Genomic DNA, 18,389 nt, shown 5'->3' on the forward strand with positions numbered 1-18,389 from the left:
GGACGGCGCGCCGTGGAGAGCCGGAGATCCACATGGCGCGGCCGGCGCTGGCAGGCGGGGGCCCGTCGCGGGCATCCTGATCAGGTGCGGGGAACAATGCTGCATGGGCGGCTCGCGCCGGCGTTCGACGCCGCACGCGACGCGCTTGCGACGATCGCGCCCGTCGACTGCCCGGCCTGCGCGGTGGCGGCCATCGGGCTGTGCCAGGCGTGCCGTCACGAGCTCCGGGGCGAGATCGCTCCCCGGCGCGGCGGCTACGCGATCGGATCCGGCGTCGTGCCGATCGCCTCGGCCGCGCCGTACGACGGGGTGCTGAAGCGCCTGCTCGCGGCGCTGAAAGAGCGAGGGCGCATGGACGCCGTCGGCCCGTTGGCGCGACTTGTGCGGGTGGCCGTCGCGTCGGCGGCGCTCGAGCGTTTCGCGGGCCATCCGGCCGCATCGCGTTCCGCACACGCGCATCCGCCCCTCGTCATCGTGCCGTCCACCTCCCGGTCGGCCTCGACGAGGCGACGCGGCTTCGTGCCGATCGCGCGGGTGTGCGAGGTCGCGTTTCCGCGCGGCGCCATCGCGCCGTGGCTCGCGATGCGGGCGGCGACGCGCGACCAGGCCGGTCTCGGACGTGCCGAGCGGGCGGCCAACCTCGACGGGGCAATGCGCGCGTCACCGGCCGCCGCGGGCCGCCGCATCGTGCTCGTCGACGATGTCATCACGACCGGCGCGACCATCGCCGAGGCGGCGCGGGCGCTCGAGGCGGCCGGGGCGGAGGTCGTCGCGGTGGTCGTGATCGCCCGGGCGATCCGTCGTTCAGGCGGCGACGGGAGCTGGGCGGGCGCGGCCGAGCAGCTCCCCGCCCCTCGACGACGTGCGTGAACGGTTGTCGTCTATCTGAGGAAGACTCTCGGAACACGGAGTGACGGAGTGCCTACTATGGGGGACCTGACGAAGCGCCGCGGCTTCACAGTGGGCCCGGCGCCCCTGATAGAGGAGAGTGGCATGGACATCACCATCACCGGCCGCAACACCGAAATCCCCGACCGGTTCCGCTCCTACGCCGAAGAGAAGACGCTCGCGAAAGTGTCGCAGTACGACGGACGAGCGCAGTTCGCCGAGATCAAACTGACGCGTCGTACCGACCGGCAGGGGAACATCCTCGACAAGGGGAAGGTCGAGATCACGCTCATCGGCCCCGGCCCGGTGATTCGCGCGGAGGCCGAGGCCGGCGACAAGTACGCCGCCTACGACCTCGCGCTCGACAAGCTCGTCGAGCGCCTGCGTCGCAACAAGGACCGTCACAAGGTGCACCGGGGCAATCACCGCCCGACGGCGCTGCGGGAGGCCGCGAACGAGAACTTCGCCGGCGTCGGTGTCGTGCCGGCGCCGCCGGAACGCATCCAGGAGCTGCACGGTGACGCGGTCGGCGAGCCCGAGCCGCTGGCCGGTGATGACGAGCAGTATCCCGCGGAGGACTACTCGCCCGTCGTGATCCGCGAGAAGGTCTTCGATGCCAAGTGCCTGTCCAAGGACGAGGCGGTCGACCACATGGAGCTGCTCGGGCACGACTTCTTCCTCTTCATCGAGGCGGAGTCGGGCCGCCCGAGTGTCGTGTACCGACGCACCGGCTGGGACTACGGCGTCATCGGCCTCGGCGTTCGCGTGCCGGAGACCGAGCTCGCGACCGCCCGCGAGACCGCCGCCGCTGGAGGCCGCACCGCCGTGAAGTGACGCACCCCTCCGCTCCCCGGGCGTCGGCCACCCCGCGCCGTCCCCCGGGGACCGGTTGCGCCCGCTGTGCGGACGTGGAGCGATGACGGTCGTACGATAGGTGGATGCGCGCGGTGACGCCGTCGGCCGCGCCTGCACGCCAAGCGATCAGGAGCACCCCCGTGGCATCAGTTCTCGAGAAGATCCTCCGGATGGGCGAGGGCCGCACCGTGCGCAAGCTCGAGCGGATCGCCAAACAGGTGAATCGTCTTGAAGACGGTTACCGCGACTTCTCGGATGACGACCTCCGCGGGGTCACCGACGAGCTGCGCGAGCGCTACGAGGACGGCGAGGCGCTCGACGACCTGCTGCCGGAGGCCTTCGGCGCAGTGCGCGAAGCCGCCGACCGGATTCTGGGGCAGCGCCACTACGACGTGCAGATCATGGGCGGCGCGGCCCTGCACCTCGGCAACATCGCCGAGATGAAGACCGGTGAGGGCAAGACCCTCGTGGCGACGCTGCCGGCGTACCTCAACGCGATCGCGGGCAAGGGCGTGCACATCGTCACGGTCAACGACTTCCTGGCGTCATACCAGTCGGAGCTCATGGGCCGGGTCTTCCGAGCCCTCGGCATGACGACCGGGACGATCGTCAGCGGGCTCACCCCGGCCGAGCGCCGCGAGCAGTACGCCGCCGACATCACCTACGGCACGAACAACGAGTTCGGTTTCGACTATCTGCGCGACAACATGGCGTGGCGCAAGGAAGACACCGTGCAGCGCGGGCACTCCTTCGCGATCGTCGACGAGGTCGACTCGATCCTCATCGACGAGGCGCGCACCCCGCTCATCATCTCGGGCCCGGCGCAGGGCGACGCGAACCGCTGGTACGGCGAGTTCGCGCAGATCGCGCGCCGGCTCAAGGAGGGCCGCGACTACGAGGTCGACGAGAAGAAGCGCACGATCGGCGTGCTCGAACCCGGTATCGATCGCGTCGAGGATGCGCTCGGCATCGACAACCTGTACGAGTCGGCCAACACGCCGCTGATCTCCTTCCTCAACAACGCGATCAAGGCGAAGTCCCTGTTCCGGCGCGACAAGGAATACGTCGTGCAGAACGGCGAAGTGTCGATCGTCGACGAGCACACGGGCCGCATCCTCAAAGGCCGCCGCTACAACGAGGGCCTGCACCAGGCCATCGAGGCGAAGGAGGGCGTGCAGATCAAGGCCGAGAACCAGACGATGGCGACGGTCACGCTGCAGAACTACTTCCTCATGTACGACAAGCTCTCGGGCATGACCGGAACGGCCACCACGGAGGCGGCCGAGTTCCTCTCGACGTACAAGCTCGGCGTGGTGCCCATCCGCACCAACCGTCCCATGCAGCGCGTGGATCAGGCCGATCTCGTGTACAAGAACGAGAAGTCGAAATTCGACCAGGTCGTCGAAGACATCGTCGAGCGGCACGACGACGGGCAGCCCGTGCTCGTCGGCACGACCTCGGTCGAGAAGAGCGAATATCTGTCGAAGCTGCTCGCCAAGCGCGGCGTCAAGCACGAGGTGCTCAACGCGAAGAACCACGCTCGCGAAGCGGCGATCATCGCGCAGGCCGGCCGCAAGGGTGCGGTGACGGTCGCGACCAATATGGCCGGTCGCGGTACGGACATCATGCTCGGCGGCAACGCGGAGTTTCTTGCGGTCGCCGAGCTGGCGGCCAGGGGGCTCGATCCGCAAGAGACCCCCGACGAGTACGAGGACGCATGGGGCGACGTGCTCGCCGAGGTCAAGGCACGGGTCAAGGAGGAGGCCGAAGAGGTCGCCGAGCTCGGCGGGCTCTACGTGCTCGGAACCGAGCGCCACGAGTCGCGCCGCATCGACAACCAGCTGCGAGGCCGCGCGGGCCGTCAGGGCGACCCGGGCGAGAGTCGCTTCTACCTCTCCATGACCGACGACCTGATGCGTCTGTTCAACACGGGCGCGACGCGAGCGCTCATGGCCAACGACTCGACGCCCGACGACCTCGCGCTCGAGTCGCGCATGGTGTCGCGGGCCATCGCCTCGGCGCAGGCGCAGGTCGAGTCGCGCAACGCGGAGATCCGCAAAAACGTGCTCAAGTACGACAACGTGCTCAACGAGCAGCGCACCGCGATCTACCACGACCGTCGGCAGATCCTCGAGGGCGACGACATCGCCGAGAAGGTGCAGAACTTCATCAGGGACTCGGTGAGCGACATCCTCGCCGAGCACACGGCCGAGGGGACCGTCGACGATTGGGACATCGACGCGCTCTGGACCGACCTCAAGCAGCTGTACCCGGTCGGCCTCACGTTCGAGGAGCTCGAGGAAGACCTCGACGGCCAGCCCGTGACGCGTGCACACCTGGAGGAGGAAATGCTCGCGGACGCCCGCATCGCGTACGAGCAACGCGAGCAGGAGATCGGCGAGGAGGCCATGCGCGAGCTCGAGCGCAGGGTCGTGCTGAGCGTCATCGACCGCAAGTGGCGCGAGCACCTCTACGAGATGGACAATCTGAAGGACGGTATCGGGTTGCGCGCCATGGCGCAGCGCGACCCGCTCGTGGAGTACACCCGCGAGGGTTTCGCCATGTTCCAGCAGATGCTCGGCGCCATTCGCGAAGAGTCGGTCGGGTTCCTCTTCAATCTCGAGGTGACCGTCAAGAAGGATGAGCAGGTCGACGACGAGGCCGGTGTGCAGGTCGTCGCCAAGGGCCTCGAGGCCAACCAGGCCAAGGGACTCACGTACTCGGCGCCGTCCGCCGACGGCGAGGTCGAGGTGCGCAACGAGCGCGGTCAGGTCAATCGGCAGGCCACGGCGAAGGCCCGGGTCCGCGAACAGAATCTCGGCACGACGTCCGCGCTCGAGCAGGCCCGTACGGGCCCGGCGGCCGACGAAACGACCGCTCCCGCGGGCGGTGCCGGTGGTGCTGCGCCGTCGGGTTCGGGCGCAGCGCCCGGCGCGGCGAACGCCGCGGCCGCGCGATCGGGTTCGGCCGGAAGGCCCGCCGCTGGAAACGTGGGCGCGGGGAAGTCCGCCGCGGCGAAGCCGGGTGCGGCGAAGCCGAACCCCAAGGGCGGGCGGCGCTCCGGAAACCCGGCTCGGGCCGCGGCCGAGCAGACGGAGTCGCCGTCGCGCGGCACCTTCGGGCAGGCGGCGACGCCTGCGCAGGATGCGGGCAAGGGCGGGCAGGCGGCGCCGAACCGTCGCCAGCGTCGCTCGGCAGACCGCAAGAGCAAGTAGCGAAGGAGCCTTCGTCCGCGACTTGCCGCCAACCATGGCGTGTGCGGCACCGATGCGGTGTCGGGGCGCGCAGAATGGGCGCATGAAGTCGCGTCGTGCTGTCGTGGTCGGTGTCACCGCCCTGGCCACCGCATCGTTGCTGGCGGGCTGCAGCGCCGGGGTCATCACGATGGTGACGCCGCCGGGGTGGGGAAACTCGACGACCGAGGCGGCGCCTCCACCCTCGGGCCCCGCTCGCGAAGAAGTGCTTTCCGCGAGCGTCCCGTCCATGTGCGGCGTGCCGGGCGGGGACCTCGACGACGGCGTGCTGCAGATCGACCCGAGCGCCGTCGCACTGGGCGACGGTGCGGGCGAGCCGATGGCGACCGGCCTGCGCGTCGCCCATGACCCGGCGACGGACGAGCCGATCATCGCGGTCGCCGAACGAAATGACGGGGCGATCGGCGCCGCGGCCGTGTTCACGTGCGTGTACGACGGCACCGCCTCGAGCGACCGCGTGGTCGTCTGGGATGCGGGGCTCGAGCCCATCGGCGTGATCGACCTCGCCCCCCTGCGCGGCCTCGGCCCGGTCGTCGGCCAGGCGATCGCGATCACGGGCGAGACGGCGCGCGTCGCGTTCCAAGAGATCGGTGACGGCACGGCGGATGCTCCCGCGGGCGCGGAGCTGCGCGTGCCGCTGACCGTCACCGATCAGCGACTCGTTGTCGGCGCCCTCACGCTCGGTGAGTGACGCGCTCGGTTACAGCACGCTCACGGATGAGGCGCGCCAGCGCGACGCCTCGGGCTCGAGCCGCACGCACACCGCGCGGACTCGCGGGCCGAGTTCGACGACGACCGTGGCCTCTGTCGCGCCGACGTCGTGCTGGGCAGTGACCGCGCGGACGCGTACGTGCGCCCGCGAGACCGCCCTGCGCCGCGCCCGCCGCGCACGCTCCGCGTGCTGGACGCGGGTGAGCAGCGCGCGGTAGACGCCAGGCGTCACCCAGCGTGCGAGCTGATCGAGATCACGCGTGCCGGCGATCGCCTCGAGCGCGCATCGAGCCACGTTGGTGGCGAGCGCCTCAAGCCTGCGTCGTCGCTCGGCCTCGGACTGCGCCCCAGTGCCGGCGGCGGCCACGTCTCCGCGCGCCGGCGCCGCATTCACCACCATCGGTGCTGTAGCCGCCATGGATTCCCCCGTCCCTCGGCCACGGTGCGCCGGGCTCCCCCTCCCGAGCGCGGCCCCATGTTAGGCGGCCGCCGCGTCGCCACGCCAGGGGCGTGACCCGGGCTGTGGACAACTCCGCGGGCCGTGCCGTCGAGCTCCGGGAAGCCGAACGCCCGCGTTGCCAGCCGCGACCCCGCGTGCATCTCGCCGACACGCCGTCCTCCTAGACTGACGCGCGTGACCATTCGGGTAGCGCTGCAGCATCGAACCACCTACACCTTCGCCGAACCGGTCAAGGTCTTTCCGCACACGGTCCGCCTGCGCCCAGCGGCCCACTCGCGCACCCCGGTCGAGTCCTATTCGCTGACGGTCTCGCCCCACGACCATTTCGTGAACTGGCAACAAGACCCGTTCGGGAACTGGATGGCGAGGCTTGTCTTCCCGGGTCCGGTGAAGGAGCTCGAGATCACTGTCGACCTCGTCGCCGACATGACCGTCATCAATCCCTTCGACTTCTTCGTCGAGGACGACGCGGAGCGGTACCCGTTCGCCTATGCCGACGACCTGCGCGAAAGCCTCGCTCCGTACTTCGCCGGGGTCGAATCGGAGCTGGTTGACGAGTGGATCGGCAAGAACGTCCCCGTTCCGGCCGAGGGAGTCGGCATCATCGACTTCCTCGTCTCGCTCAACCGCAGCGTTCGAGCCGACGTCGAGTACACCGTGCGCATGGAGCCGGGCGTGCAGTCGCCCGACGAGACGATCTCGCGCGCCATCGGCTCGTGCCGTGACTCGGCGTGGCTGCTCGTCGCCGTGCTGCGGCGGCTCGGGCTCGCGGCGCGCTTCGTCTCGGGCTACCTCGTGCAGCTCGCGAGCGATGTCGAGTCGCTCGACGGCCCGTCCGGGCCGGCGGGCGACTTCACCGACCTGCACGCGTGGGCCGAGGTGTTCCTGCCCGGTGCCGGATGGGTCGGCCTCGACGCCACGAGCGGCCTCTTCGCCGGCGAAGGGCACATCCCCCTGAGCTGCACGCCGCGGCCGTCGGCCGCCGCGCCCATCTCGGGCGCGACCGCGCCCGTCTCGGTCGAGTTCGACTTCAGCAACGACGTCGTGCGCATCCATGAAGACCCGCGCGTCACCAAGCCATACTCGGATGAGGCGTGGCGGCGCGTCGACGCCCTCGGGCGTCACATCGACGGCCTGCTCGAGGCGGGTGACGTGCGCCTCACGATGGGCGGCGAGCCCACGTTCGTGTCGCTCGACGACGCGACGACGCCGCAGTGGAACAGTGCTGCGGACGGGCCGGAGAAACGGACACTCGCGCGCGACCTCGCCGACCGCCTTCGCCGCCGCTTCGCCGATGGCGGGCTCGTTCATCACGGTCAGGGCAAGTGGTATCCGGGCGAGCCGCTGCCGCGGTGGCAGATCGAGCTCATGTGGCGCCGCGACGGCGAGCCGATCTGGCAGGACCCGTCGCTGCTCGCATCGCCCTGGAGCGATCCGGCTGTTGAGCCCGATTCGGACGACGCGCATCGCGCGGTCAAGCAGCTCGCCATCGCGATCGGGCGTGCCATGGGGATCGACTCGAGCTTCGTGCATCCCGCGTACGAGGACGCCCTCTACGACGCGCGCGCCGAGGCCATGCTGCCGAGGGGCGAGCGGCCCCGCGACGACCTCGGCCCCGAGGACAACTTCCCAGAACGGCGCGCCGCGGTCGTCACCGAGATCGACCGGCGCGATCGAGGCATGCCCGCCGCTTGGGTGCTGCCGATCTTCCGAATGCCGGACGACGAGGAACGCGATGAGCCGGCCGGCACCGGCTGGGGGACGGCGCGCTGGCGTCCGCGCAGGCGCGCGCTCTTCCTCACACCGGGCGAGTCGCCGGCCGGCTACCGCCTGCCGCTCACGAGCATCGCCTGGACCGAGGGGCCCGAAGTCGGCGAGCGCGAGATCACGGACGGGATGGGGAGCATCCCCCTGATCGCCGATGCGCTGCCGCCCGCGGCCGAACTCGAGATCGAGGACGCGCCCCGCCACGCCCTCGTGGCCGAGGAGCGCGACGGCCACCTCTTTGTGTTCCTCCCGCCGATCGGTGAGCTCGAGCACGGCTTGCAGCTCGTGCACGCCGTCGAACTCGCGGCCGCCGCGATCGGCCGCGCTGTCGTGATCGAGGGGTATCGCCTGCCAGGTGACGACCGCGTGACCACGATGTCGGTGACGCCCGACCCCGGCGTGATCGAAGTCAACACCCCGCCCACCGGCAGCTGGCCCGAGCTGTGCGACGTGACCTTCGGCCTGTACGACGACGCTCGGCGGTCGCGGCTCGTGACGGAGAAGTTCGACCTCGACGGCACGCACACGGGCACGGGCGGCGGAAATCACTTCACGCTGGGATCGTGGAAGCCGGCAGACTCGCCCCTGCTTCGCCGCCCCGACCTGTTGCGCTCGCTCATCACCTACTGGCAGCACCACCCGGCGCTCTCCTATCTCTTCTCCGGCCGCTTCATCGGCCCGACCTCGCAGGCGCCGCGCGTCGATGAAGGCCGCCCGGAGACCCTGTACGAACTCGAGATCGCGTTCGCCGAGCTCGATCGCGTCGAGCCCGCCAGCTTCACGCAGGTCGACCGACTGCTGCGCAACCTGCTCACCGACGTGACGGGCAATACGCACCGGGCCGAGTTCTGCATCGACAAGCTCTATGCCCCCGGACCGGCGCGGGGCCGCCTCGGCTTGCTCGAGCTGCGCGCCTTCGAAATGCCGCCGCATGCCCGGATGGCGCTCGTGCAGGCCCTGCTCATCCGGGCGCTCGTCGCGATGTTCTGGGCGAAGCCCTATCGCCACGACCTCGTGCGCTGGCGCACGGGCCTGCACGACCGCTTCCTGCTGCCGGACGCGGTCGCGGACGACCTTCGGGACGTGCTCGACCACGTGAACGACTACCTCGCGACAACCGCCACCGAGCTGCGGTTCGAGCCCGCCTGGTTCGACGCGTTCCTCGAGTTCCGCTTCCCGCGCCTCGGCGAGGCCACGATCGCGGGGGTCGCGCTGGAGCTCCGTTCCGGCGTCGAACCGTGGCACGTGCTCGGTGAGGAAGCGACGCGCTCCGGCACGTCGCGCTACGTCGACAGCTCGGTCGAGCGCGTGCAGGTGAAGGCGACCGGCCTCGTCGACGGCCGCCACCGCATCCTGTGCAACGGCGTTCCCGTGCCGATGCGGGAGCTGGGCCCGGGCACCGCGATCGGCGGCGTGCGCTACCGCGCGTGGGCGCCGCCGTCGTCGCTGCACCCGACGATGGGCGTCCACTCGCCCCTCGTGTTCGACCTCGTGGACACGTGGAACGGTCGCTCGCTCGGTGGGTTCACCTACCACGTGGTGCACCCGGGAGGGCGCAGCTACGAGCGGCCGCCCGTCAACGCGGCCGAGGCCGAGGCGCGGCGCTCGAACCGCTTCACTCGCACCGGCATGACCGGCGGGCGGCTCGAGGGCGCCGTGCCGGAGGGCACAGGCATGCTCGCCCACGACGATGAGTTCCCCCTCACGCTCGATCTGCGTAAGCACCTGCCGGGCAATCCGCCCGCCGGCTCGGATGCCGGACCGAGCGACGAGGCGGGCGGCGTCTTTGGTTCGGCGACAGATCAGGCCGGCGAGACCAGCGATCGGCAGGAGCTGCGCCTCGGCTGAGCGCGAACGGCGTCCGCACCCGGCGCCGTGAACCTGTACGGTGCTGGAGTGACGTCGATCGGCGAGCCGGCAACCGGGGCTGACGAGGCGACCGCGCCGTTCCAGGAGCGCGTCGCGGGACGCGACGGCATCGACGATGCGCTCGGAGCCGAGGTCGCGCACGGTCGGCTCACCGGCGCGAAGGTCGACGACGAGCGCCTCGTGAACGAGCTACTGCGACTCGACCGCCGCACCTTCCGCAGCGCGCTCGCCGACGTGCGCCGGTTCGTGCAGGATGACGGCATCACCTACGGCGCGCACGCCGAGGGCGAGGGCGGCAGGGCCTGGCGCATCGACCCGTTGCCCGTCGTCCTCGACGCGCAGGAATGGCAGCGCCTCGAACGCGGCCTCCACCAGCGCGCGCACGTCCTCGGGCTTGTCTTCGACGACCTCTCATCGCGGCAGCGACTGTTGCACGACGGTATCCTGCCCGCCGCCTCGGTACTCGGGCATCCCGGCTACGTGCGCCCCGCCTTCGGCATTTCACCGGAACGGCGGCCCCTCGCGATGGGGGCGACCGACCTCGGGCGTGACGCCGACGGCAACTGGAACGTGCTCTACGACCGCACGCAGGCGCCGTCGGGCGCCGGCTACGCCATGGCGACGCGCCGCATCGTTTCGCGCATCCTTCCGCGACTGCATCGGTCGACCGAGATGTCGACCCTGCTCGGCTACTTCCACACGATGGCCGCCGCGATTCGCGACACGGCGCCGACGAGCGACGCGCCACCCCGGGTCGTGTTGCTTTCGCCGGGGCCGCTCAGCGAGACCGCGTTCGATCAGGCGTTCACGGCATCCCTGCTCGGCGTGCCGCTCGTTGAGGCCGACGACCTGGTCGTGCGCGACGCGAAGGTGTGGCTTCGCGGCAGTCACGGGCTGGTGCCCGTCGACGTGGTCGTGCGGCGCGTCGATGAGACGTACAGTGACCCACTCGACCTCCGCGGCGACTCCAAGCTCGGCGTGCCCGGCCTCGTCGAGTCGACTCGCCTCGGAAACACGACCGTGCTCAACCCCATCGGCTCGGGCGTGCTCGAGAACGGGGTGATCATCGCGTCGTTCGACCGCATCACGCGCGAGCTGCTCGGCGAGGATCCGATCCTGCCCTCGCCGCCGACCTGGTGGTGCGGCGACGCGAAAGGCCTGCAGCACGTGCTCGCGAACCTCGAGCGCCTCGTGATCAAGCCGGCCGCGCGAGCAGAGGGCTCGCGCCTCATCGAGGGGTGGATGCTCACCAACTCGGAGCGCGATGCGCTTCGGTCGCGTGTGCAGGCAGAGCCGTGGGCGTGGATCGGTCAGGAGCCGCTGCCCCTGAGCACGACCTCGATCGTGACGGAGCAGGGGCTCGAGCAGCGCAACTTCGTGCTGCGCACCTTCGGCGTGCGCCTCGGCGACGACCACGTGGTCATGCGCGGCGGCCTCGGACGCGTGAGCGCGACGGCGGGTGCCTCGACGGTGTCGAGCGAGCGCGGCGCGCTCGCGAAGGACGTGTGGGTGCTCGGCAACGAACCGGGCGCCGGCTACCCGCTGCCGTCCGCGCGGGGCGAACGGGCGGGACCGCAGCGGCGGGCCAACCTGTTCGAGACCACGCCGCGCGGCGCCGACAACCTGTACTGGTTGGGGCGCTACACCGAGCGCACCGATGGCACGACCCGTCTGCTGGCCGTCACGAACGACCTCGCCGGCGACCACTCGATGCACCCGGGAACGCCGGGGGCCGCGGCGCTCGAAGCCGTGCTGTCCGCCATCCCGCAGCTGTACCGCACGCGGCCGATGGCCGAGGGCGAATCGGTCGCCGACTTCCTGCGCCATCTCGTGGCGGGGCCGGCGCCCCACGGCACCGTCGCCGCGTCGGTCGACCGCGTGGTGCGTGCGGCGCAGGGTGTGCGCGACCTCGTGTCGGGCGACACGTGGGCGGTGCTGGCTTCGCTCGAGCGCGCGGTCGCCGAGATCCCCGACGACGCAGATGAGCTGCAGCCGCACTTCGACGCGCTGCTCGGCCCGATCCTCGCGCTGCAGGGCATCACCGACAACAGCATGTACCGCGACACGACCTGGGCATTCATCGACGCGGGCACGCGCATGGAGCGCGCGCAGTTCGTGCTCACGGTGCTGCGGAACGTGTTCGTGCCTGGCGGCTCGCCCATCACCGAGTTCCACATCTCCGAGGCCGTGCTCGCGGTCGGCGACTCGACGATCTCGCACCGCCGCCGGGTCGCATCGGCGATCGGTCCCTCGACCCACCTCGAGTCGACGCTCGACCTGCTCGTAACCGACCGGGGCAACCCGCGATCGGTCGAGTTCCAGCTCGAGCACCTGGCCACCGACCTCGAAACCGTCGGCGACGTCGAGCTCTCCGAGGCCGCTCAGCAGCTCGCCGCGCGCGTCTCGTGGCTCGATCTGTCGCGCCTCGCCGACGATCGCGACGCGCTCTTCGACGAGTTCGGCGCCGTACTCGCCGAGTTGCGCGAGCTCAACGACCGGCTCACGCAGCGGCACTTCCGTCGACAACTGCCGCTTCACGCCGTGCAGCCGCAGCGATGGTCGATGTCAGAGAGGTGGTTGGCCCGGTGAGCGACAACTTCACGCCGCGCACGTACAAGGTGCGGCACGTGACCACCTACGAGTACGACCTGGCGCGCGACTCGGCCTACGAGCGCGGGCGCATGACGCCGCGCGACAGCCCGTCGCAGGAGGTGCGCACGACCGAGACCATCGTCGAGCCGGAACCCGACGTCATCTCGGAGACCCGCGATGTCTATGGCAACCCGTCCTACTACATCGAGGTGCGCTCGCCCCACACGGTGCTGCGCATCACCAAACGTTCGGTGGTCGACGTCGCGTGGCCGAAGCCGGACCTCGACCGCCTGAATCAGTGGACCGTCGCGGAAGCTGCCCGGATGCTCCGCGAGGCGTGTCCGCCCGTCGACGCCGTCGAGGCCGTCGAGTTCGCACTGCCCTCGCCGCTCGTCGAGATCACCGACCCCGTCCGGGCCTATGCGGCCACGTACCTGCGGCCGGAAACGCCGTTCGGTGACGCGATCTTCGCGCTCACGCAAGGCATCTTCGCCGATTTCACGTACAAGAACGGCGTGACCAACGTGCGTACGACGCTCACCGAGCTGCTGGAGCTCGGCGCGGGGGTGTGCCAGGACTTCGCGCAGCTGGCGATCGGCTGCCTTCGTCACGTCGGCCTGCCCGCCCGGTACGTGTCGGGGTACATCGAGACCCAGTCGCCGCCCGGCCAGGAGAAGCTCGAGGGGTCGGATGCGTCGCACGCGTGGACGAGCGTGCTCGCGCCGGACGGCAACTGGGTCGACATCGACCCGACCAACAATCAGTTCGCCGACAGCCGCTACATCGTGTCGGCGTGGGGGCGGGACTTCACCGACGTTTCACCGCTACGGGGCATCGTCTACGGCGAGGCGACGTCGTCGAGCCTCAACGTGGGCGTCGACGTGATCCGCGTCACGGAGGGCGAGGCGGCGAGCTGGTAACGCGGCGATGGGGCGGCCGATGCGACGGCCCACGCGCCGGCGGCATCGCTCAGGAGTCCTCGGGGATCGCGGGGCCGAAGAGCTCGGGCAGGTCGACGCTCGCGGCCTCGCGGAAGCGTGCGAGCCGCTGCTGCGCGTCGTACCGGTCGTCGATGAACTGTTCGACCTGCTCGCGCTCGACGCGCCACGGCCCCCCATCGCCCACACGGATCGCAAGCAGCTCGGTCGACGCGACGAGGCGCAGCACGGCTGCGCCATCCACGCGCAGCACCTCGGCGACCTCCTCGATGGTCATGAACCGGGGGCCTTCGCCCGGCCCGGGTGGCCGGTCCGGCATCCCGTCGGGGTCCCTCTCGTCGGCGTCGCTGTCGCCGCGCGGCACGTCTCGCTCGTCAGTCACGGCCCGATTGTCGCAGGCGTCGCCGAATCGCCGAGCGTCGCGGCGCCGACCCTGTGCACGGAACCCGGCGCAGCGGAGGGAGGAGGCGACCGGCCACTCCTTTCAAGAACCTGCCTGACCGCCTCGTCCTCCATCCCACAGCCCGGGCGGCTCGGTGACGGTGCGTGTGATCGTGCGGCGCGTTAGCCGTAGGCTGTTCGAATGTCGAGCCTCACGAAGCTGCTCCAGCGTTTCGCGAATCTGCCCGCGGAAGATCGCGCGACCATCGTCGAACTCGGGCGAGAGTTCTCGCTGCTCGCCGACCTCGTCCAGGCCGACGTCGTCATGTGGGTGCGCACGACCGACGACGGCTTCGTCGCGATCGCCCAGACCCGGCCGAGCTCGGCCGTCACCCTGTTCTACCGCGACCTCATTGGGCAGCGCGTGCGCGATCAGTGGGCGCCGTACGTGCACCGGGCGTTCGATGAGGGCATCACCGTGCGATCGACCGAGCCCGACTGGTTCGACGAGATTCCGACGCAGCTCACCGCCACGCCCGCGTTCCGGTCGGGCCGCCACGAGGGCGCGAAGCCCATCGCCGTCATCACGTCGCACACGAACCTCAGCGACATGCGGGCCGTTTCGCGACAGGAGCGCACGTTCCGCGAATGCGGCCAAGACCTCTTCGCGATGATCGAGCGCGGCGACTTCCCGGATCCGCACGCGCCAGCCTTCCCGCGCAGGGGGGCGCCCCGGGCATCGGACGGACTCATCAAGATCAACACGGACGGCATCGTGACGTTCGCGAGCGCCAACGCGCTGAGCGCCATGAACAAGCTCGGGTTCGGCGGCGAGCTCGAGGGGGAGGAGCTCGCGGAAGTCACGAGCGAGCTCGTGGAGTCGCGCGGCCGCGTGACGGTCGACGAGGCACTGCCGCTCGTCGTGACGGGGCGGGCGCCATGGATGACCGACGTCGAAGCGCGCGACGTCAACGTGACGATGCGATCGATTCCCGTCAAGCGCGATGGCGAGCGGATCGGCGCGATCATCATCCTGCGCGACACGACCGAACTGCGGCATCAGCAGCAGGAGCTCATCACGAAGGATGCGACGATCCGCGAGATCCACCACCGCGTCAAGAACAACCTGCAGACCGTGGCCGCGCTGCTGCGTATTCAGGCACGCCGCTCCCGTACTGAAGAGGCCCGCGATTCGCTGACGCAGGCGATGCGCCGGGTCTCGTCGATCGCCGTCGTGCACGACACCCTCGCGGGCGGCTTCAGCGAGGAGGTCGACTTCGACCAGGTGTTCACCCGCGTCATGAAGCTCATCACCGAGGTGTCATCGCAGGAGAACCCGGTGTGGCCGCGGCTCGAGGGCAGCTTCGGCTCGCTGCCGAGCGAGTACGCGACGCCGCTCGCGCTGGCGCTGACGGAACTCGTGACGAACGCGGTCGAACACGGCCTCGCCAATCGCGAGGGCGAGGTGGTCGTCACCGCGAGCCGCGACAGCACGGGGCTGCTCGTGACCGTCAGCGACACGGGCGAAGGGGTCAAGCCCGAGCGCATCGGCTCGGGGCTCGGCACGCAGATCGTGCGCACCCTCGTCGAGGGCGAGCTCGGCGGGTCGATCTCGTGGGGCGTCGGGGCCGAGGGCGGCACGCTCGTGCGCGTGCACATCCCGGGCCGGTGGACTCTGCCGGCGTCCGCGGCCGCGGCGAGCCCCGGAGTGAGCCGGCGGGTCGGCACGTCGGCCGGCTAGCATGCCCAGAAACGTCGGCGCCCCTCGGCCGTCACACCTGAGGTGCGGGCCGAGGGGCTATGCCGGATGTGCGCGTCGGTCAGGAAGCGCGACGCGCGCGAGCCGCGCGGCGGCGCAGCGCGCGGCGCTCGTCTTCGCTGAGCCCGCCCCAGACGCCAGAGTCTTGCCCGGTGTCGAGCGCGTACTGCAGGCACGTCTCGGTGACGCGGCACGTGGCGCACACGGCCTTCGCGGCCTCGATCTGCTCGATCGCCGGCCCCGTGTTCCCCACGGGGAAGAACAGCTCGGGGTCGGCATTCAGGCAGGCGGCACTGTCTCGCCAGTCCATCGGAACTCCTTCGGGTTGCGGTCACAAGGTCTTTCGGCAGGCGCGGCGACGTGCGGTCATCGACAGCAGTCATAGAAAAAGCCCCCAAGGGTGGGAGCATCGCGTTGAACAACTCGGCGGTGGATGCGCGCTATAGTGACAAGACACTCGCGTCGCGGCGCACGCCGGCAGTTCTCTCTACCTGAAGTAAAACTTTGCCACAGGGCCGCCAGTTAGACAAGAGATTTTTGCGCATGCCCTCTCAGGATTCTCACACCGCGAACACGCCGAGTCGTCTCGGGGCGCGGATGCTGTCGACGCTGACCATCGTGCTCGGTATCGAGGTGCTCGTCGCGGCGGGCACGGTCGCGCTGCTGGTGTTCGAGCAGTTCACCGAGACCCCGGCGTCGCGGACCAGCTCGCTCGCGCTGCTGGTGATGGCGGTCATCGCGCTCGCGCTCATCGTGGCCATCGGCGTGGGCGCCGTGCGTCGCGCGCAGTGGGTGAGGGGCGCCGCCATCACGTGGCAGGTACTGCAGTTCGCCGCCGCGTGGACGATCGTGCAGGGCGATCTCGCGCCCGTCGTGGGCTGGGTGCTCTCGGCGCTGTCGCTCGTTGGCTTCGTCTCGGCGATCCACCCCGCGACCCGCTCGGCGCTGCGTCCTCGCTGACCCGCCGGGCTACCGACTCGGTCACCTGCTTCTGGATATTCGGAAGCCGTTGTCCGGCCGGGTAGCGAAGGCCACGCTGGCGGGTGCGGCGATGAGCTGCTCCGCCGCTGGCCGCTACGCCAGGCCGAGCGCCTTCCGCACGCGGCCCACGTGGCCCTTGGCGACGACGTTCGGGAACACGTGCTCGAGCGTGCCCTGCGCATCGATGACGAAGGTCGAGCGAATCGGCCCGACTTTCCAGTTGCCGTACTTGTTGCGCATGCCGTAGGCGCCGTACGTGGACTGCACGGCATGGTCGACGTCGCTCAGGATGGGGAACGTGAGGCCGTGCTCCGCCGCGAAAGCGGCGTTGCGCTCGGGGGAGTCGCTCGAAATGCCGAGCAGCGTGTAGCCGGCGTCGCGCAGGTCGGCGTACGCGTCGCGGAAGTCGCACGCCTCGCCCGTGCATCCGGGCGTGAACGCCTCCGGGTAGGTGAAGAGAATCACGCGCCTGCCACGCAGGCCGGCCAGGCCGATCTTCTGACCGTCGCTCGTGGGGAGCTCGAAGTCGGGTGCCCGTTCGCCGGGCTGCATCGTGCGGGGCAGAGGCGTGCCGTCGGGTGCCGTGGCGGTGGCGTCGGATGCGGGCGCGGCGGAGTTCGTGGGTGACGCGGTCATGCCACCATCGTCGTGCATGACCTGGGATTGGCGAAGCCACGAGGCGGCTGCTAGGGTTGTTCGGTCGCATGCGCGCGGCAATATGCGCCTCTAGCTCAATTGGCAGAGCAGCTGACTCTTAATCAGCGGGTTCTCGGTTCAAGTCCGAGGGGGCGTACGACTCGTCAGGGCCCGGGGATCCCGGGCCCTCGTCGTCTCCGTGCCTGTTCACGGGGAGCTCTCGCGGGGGCTGACCGGCAGGGGCGTCGACATTGTTGCACGGCCCGGCATAAGATGACCGCAGAGCGGACACTCGTCCGCAGCTGTCCGCAGCTGTCCGCCGCGCCAATCGACCGGAGCCCCATGCGAGCATCCTCGAACCCCGATTTCGTCGAGGCGATCGCACGCGGGCTCGACGTGATCAGGGCCTTCACGGACTCGCCGTCCCTGAGCCTGAGCGAGGCCGCCCAGCGCACGGGTCTGGCGCGCCCGACGGTGCGCCGCATCCTCATCACCCTGCAGGAGCTCGGCTACGTGCACGCTGAGGGCGGCCGGTTCGAGCTCACGCCGCGCGTGCTCGAGCTCGGGGTCGCCTACTTCTCGGGCAGCGACTTCTGGGCGCTCGCCATGCCGCGGCTCCGCGAGCTCGTCGGACACACGCACGAATCGTCGTCGATCGCGCAGCTCGACGGATCCGACGTCGTCTATGTCGCCAGGGTGGCCGTACCGAAGCTCGTGACGTTGGCCGTGAGTGTCGGCACACGGTTCCCTGCCGCCCAGACGTCACTCGGCAAAGTGCTGCTCGCGGGGCTCTCACGCGACGAGCTCGATGCGGTGCTGTCGCAGCCGTCCCGTTCGGGCGTGACGCCGCCCTGGCAGCCCGGCCGCGCCGAGCTCGACGCCGTGCTCACCGAGGTGCGTGAGCAGGGATGGGCGATCTCGGACCAACAGCTCGCGCCGGCGATCCGGTCGATCGCCGCCCCCGTGCGTAGCGCCGATGGGCGTGTGCTCGCCGCCGTCAACGTCAACGCGCACGCGGCCGAGACATCGCTCGAGCGGCTCACCGACGTCTACCTGCCCCACCTGTTGGGCACTGCCGCAGACCTCAGTGCCGACCACGCCCTCCGCGCTCGCGTTCCCCTGGAGGGCGTCGAGGCGTAGCTGCACCCCGTGAGGAGGCGCGCCCCGCCGACGGTTCGCCGACGAGCGCCTCACCGGACTGCGCCTACGGGTCCGCCGCCCGCTCCTTCGGCGCGCTTTGAGGCGCAGCGAAGCGGGCGGGCGTCCGTGCCGCGCTCGAGCGGGGATGCGTCGTGCTG

At 70.4% G+C, this 18,389-nt stretch carries 14 protein-coding genes and 1 tRNA gene; 11 read left to right on the forward strand and 4 right to left on the reverse strand.

The genetic code is table 11. The annotated features are described in order from the left end of the window. Window positions 1-84 precede the first annotated feature (84 nt). From F8O04_RS02380 to F8O04_RS02395, 4 genes are all read left to right on the forward strand, one after another. Window positions 85-870 (forward strand): ComF family protein, encoded by a 786-nt coding sequence (locus tag F8O04_RS02380; protein WP_158027741.1) that lies wholly within the window; start codon window positions 85-87, stop codon window positions 868-870. Window positions 871-993: 123 nt separating this feature from the next. Beyond that, complete coding sequence (hpf, locus tag F8O04_RS02385; protein ID WP_158027742.1) at window positions 994-1,722, forward strand: ribosome hibernation-promoting factor, HPF/YfiA family; 729 nt, start codon at window positions 994-996, stop codon at window positions 1,720-1,722. Between the two features lie 161 nt (window positions 1,723-1,883). Then, window positions 1,884-4,958: a preprotein translocase subunit SecA gene (secA, locus tag F8O04_RS02390; protein ID WP_158027743.1), complete on the forward strand. Its 3,075-nt coding sequence runs from the start codon at window positions 1,884-1,886 to the stop codon at window positions 4,956-4,958. An 82-nt stretch (window positions 4,959-5,040) separates the two neighbouring features. Further along, window positions 5,041-5,688, forward strand: a complete 648-nt coding sequence (locus F8O04_RS02395; RefSeq protein WP_158027744.1) for a hypothetical protein — start codon at window positions 5,041-5,043, stop codon at window positions 5,686-5,688. Window positions 5,689-5,697: 9 nt separating this feature from the next. On the opposite strand, the gene F8O04_RS02400 is transcribed toward F8O04_RS02395, so the two are convergent. Further along, entirely contained in the window at window positions 5,698-6,126 is a 429-nt protein-coding gene (locus tag F8O04_RS02400) for an Rv3235 family protein (protein ID WP_158027745.1), read from the reverse strand. 216 nt (window positions 6,127-6,342) lie between these two features. On the opposite strand from F8O04_RS02400, the gene F8O04_RS02405 reads away from it, so the two are divergent. Genes F8O04_RS02405 through F8O04_RS02415 form a run of 3 tightly spaced genes read left to right on the forward strand, consistent with a single transcriptional unit; the run spans window position 6,343 to window position 13,316 of the window. Then, window positions 6,343-9,783, forward strand: a complete 3,441-nt coding sequence (locus tag F8O04_RS02405; protein ID WP_158027746.1) for a transglutaminase family protein — start codon at window positions 6,343-6,345, stop codon at window positions 9,781-9,783. Window positions 9,784-9,831: 48 nt separating this feature from the next. Then, window positions 9,832-12,393: a circularly permuted type 2 ATP-grasp protein gene (locus F8O04_RS02410; RefSeq protein WP_188726322.1), complete on the forward strand. Its 2,562-nt coding sequence runs from the start codon at window positions 9,832-9,834 to the stop codon at window positions 12,391-12,393. Continuing rightward, the gene (locus tag F8O04_RS02415) at window positions 12,390-13,316 is read left to right on the forward strand and encodes a transglutaminase family protein (protein ID WP_188726321.1); all 927 of its coding nucleotides are present in this window, start codon (window positions 12,390-12,392) and stop codon (window positions 13,314-13,316) included. The genes F8O04_RS02410 and F8O04_RS02415 overlap by 4 nt, the downstream gene beginning before the upstream one ends. Before the next feature lie 49 nt (window positions 13,317-13,365). Here the strand turns inward: F8O04_RS02415 and F8O04_RS02420 are convergent, their stop codons facing one another. Then, the gene (locus F8O04_RS02420) at window positions 13,366-13,716 is read right to left on the reverse strand and encodes a helix-turn-helix domain-containing protein (protein WP_225734825.1); all 351 of its coding nucleotides are present in this window, start codon (window positions 13,714-13,716) and stop codon (window positions 13,366-13,368) included. Window positions 13,717-13,917: 201 nt separating this feature from the next. Here F8O04_RS02420 and F8O04_RS02425 point away from each other — a divergent pair, with 201 nt between their 5' ends. After that, the gene (locus F8O04_RS02425) at window positions 13,918-15,456 is read left to right on the forward strand and encodes a sensor histidine kinase (protein ID WP_158027749.1); all 1,539 of its coding nucleotides are present in this window, start codon (window positions 13,918-13,920) and stop codon (window positions 15,454-15,456) included. A 79-nt stretch (window positions 15,457-15,535) separates the two neighbouring features. Here the strand turns inward: F8O04_RS02425 and F8O04_RS02430 are convergent, their stop codons facing one another. Then, the gene (locus tag F8O04_RS02430) at window positions 15,536-15,784 is read right to left on the reverse strand and encodes a WhiB family transcriptional regulator (RefSeq protein ID WP_158027750.1); all 249 of its coding nucleotides are present in this window, start codon (window positions 15,782-15,784) and stop codon (window positions 15,536-15,538) included. 233 nt (window positions 15,785-16,017) lie between these two features. Here F8O04_RS02430 and F8O04_RS02435 point away from each other — a divergent pair, with 233 nt between their 5' ends. Beyond that, the gene (locus tag F8O04_RS02435) at window positions 16,018-16,434 is read left to right on the forward strand and encodes a hypothetical protein (protein WP_158027751.1); all 417 of its coding nucleotides are present in this window, start codon (window positions 16,018-16,020) and stop codon (window positions 16,432-16,434) included. A 114-nt stretch (window positions 16,435-16,548) separates the two neighbouring features. On the opposite strand, the gene F8O04_RS02440 is transcribed toward F8O04_RS02435, so the two are convergent. Further along, window positions 16,549-17,091: a peroxiredoxin gene (locus tag F8O04_RS02440; RefSeq protein WP_225734826.1), complete on the reverse strand. Its 543-nt coding sequence runs from the start codon at window positions 17,089-17,091 to the stop codon at window positions 16,549-16,551. 84 nt (window positions 17,092-17,175) lie between these two features. On the opposite strand from F8O04_RS02440, the gene F8O04_RS02445 reads away from it, so the two are divergent. Then, window positions 17,176-17,248 (forward strand) — tRNA-Lys (locus F8O04_RS02445). 185 nt (window positions 17,249-17,433) lie between these two features. After that, on the forward strand, window positions 17,434-18,231 hold the full coding sequence (locus F8O04_RS02450) for an IclR family transcriptional regulator domain-containing protein (protein WP_188726320.1): 798 nt from the start codon (window positions 17,434-17,436) through the stop codon (window positions 18,229-18,231). Window positions 18,232-18,389 lie beyond the last annotated feature (158 nt).

Origin of the sequence: Pseudoclavibacter endophyticus (assembly GCF_008831085.1) — a bacterium.
Lineage (GTDB): Bacteria > Actinomycetota > Actinomycetes > Actinomycetales > Microbacteriaceae > Pseudoclavibacter > Pseudoclavibacter endophyticus.

Bases quoted from the DNA above. Each gene is read 5' to 3' on its own strand.
- F8O04_RS02400 (WP_158027745.1), bottom strand. From the start codon at position 6,126: ATGGCGGCTACAGCACCGATGGTGGTGAATGCGGCGCCGGCGCGCGGA.
- F8O04_RS02450 (WP_188726320.1), top strand. From the start codon at position 17,434: ATGCGAGCATCCTCGAACCCCGATTTCGTCGAGGCGATCGCACGCGGG.
- F8O04_RS02430 (WP_158027750.1), bottom strand. From the start codon at position 15,784: ATGGACTGGCGAGACAGTGCCGCCTGCCTGAATGCCGACCCCGAGCTG.
- F8O04_RS02440 (WP_225734826.1), bottom strand. From the start codon at position 17,091: ATGACCGCGTCACCCACGAACTCCGCCGCGCCCGCATCCGACGCCACC.
- hpf (WP_158027742.1), top strand. From the start codon at position 994: ATGGACATCACCATCACCGGCCGCAACACCGAAATCCCCGACCGGTTC.
- F8O04_RS02425 (WP_158027749.1), top strand. From the start codon at position 13,918: ATGTCGAGCCTCACGAAGCTGCTCCAGCGTTTCGCGAATCTGCCCGCG.
- F8O04_RS02395 (WP_158027744.1), top strand. From the start codon at position 5,041: ATGAAGTCGCGTCGTGCTGTCGTGGTCGGTGTCACCGCCCTGGCCACC.
- F8O04_RS02435 (WP_158027751.1), top strand. From the start codon at position 16,018: ATGCCCTCTCAGGATTCTCACACCGCGAACACGCCGAGTCGTCTCGGG.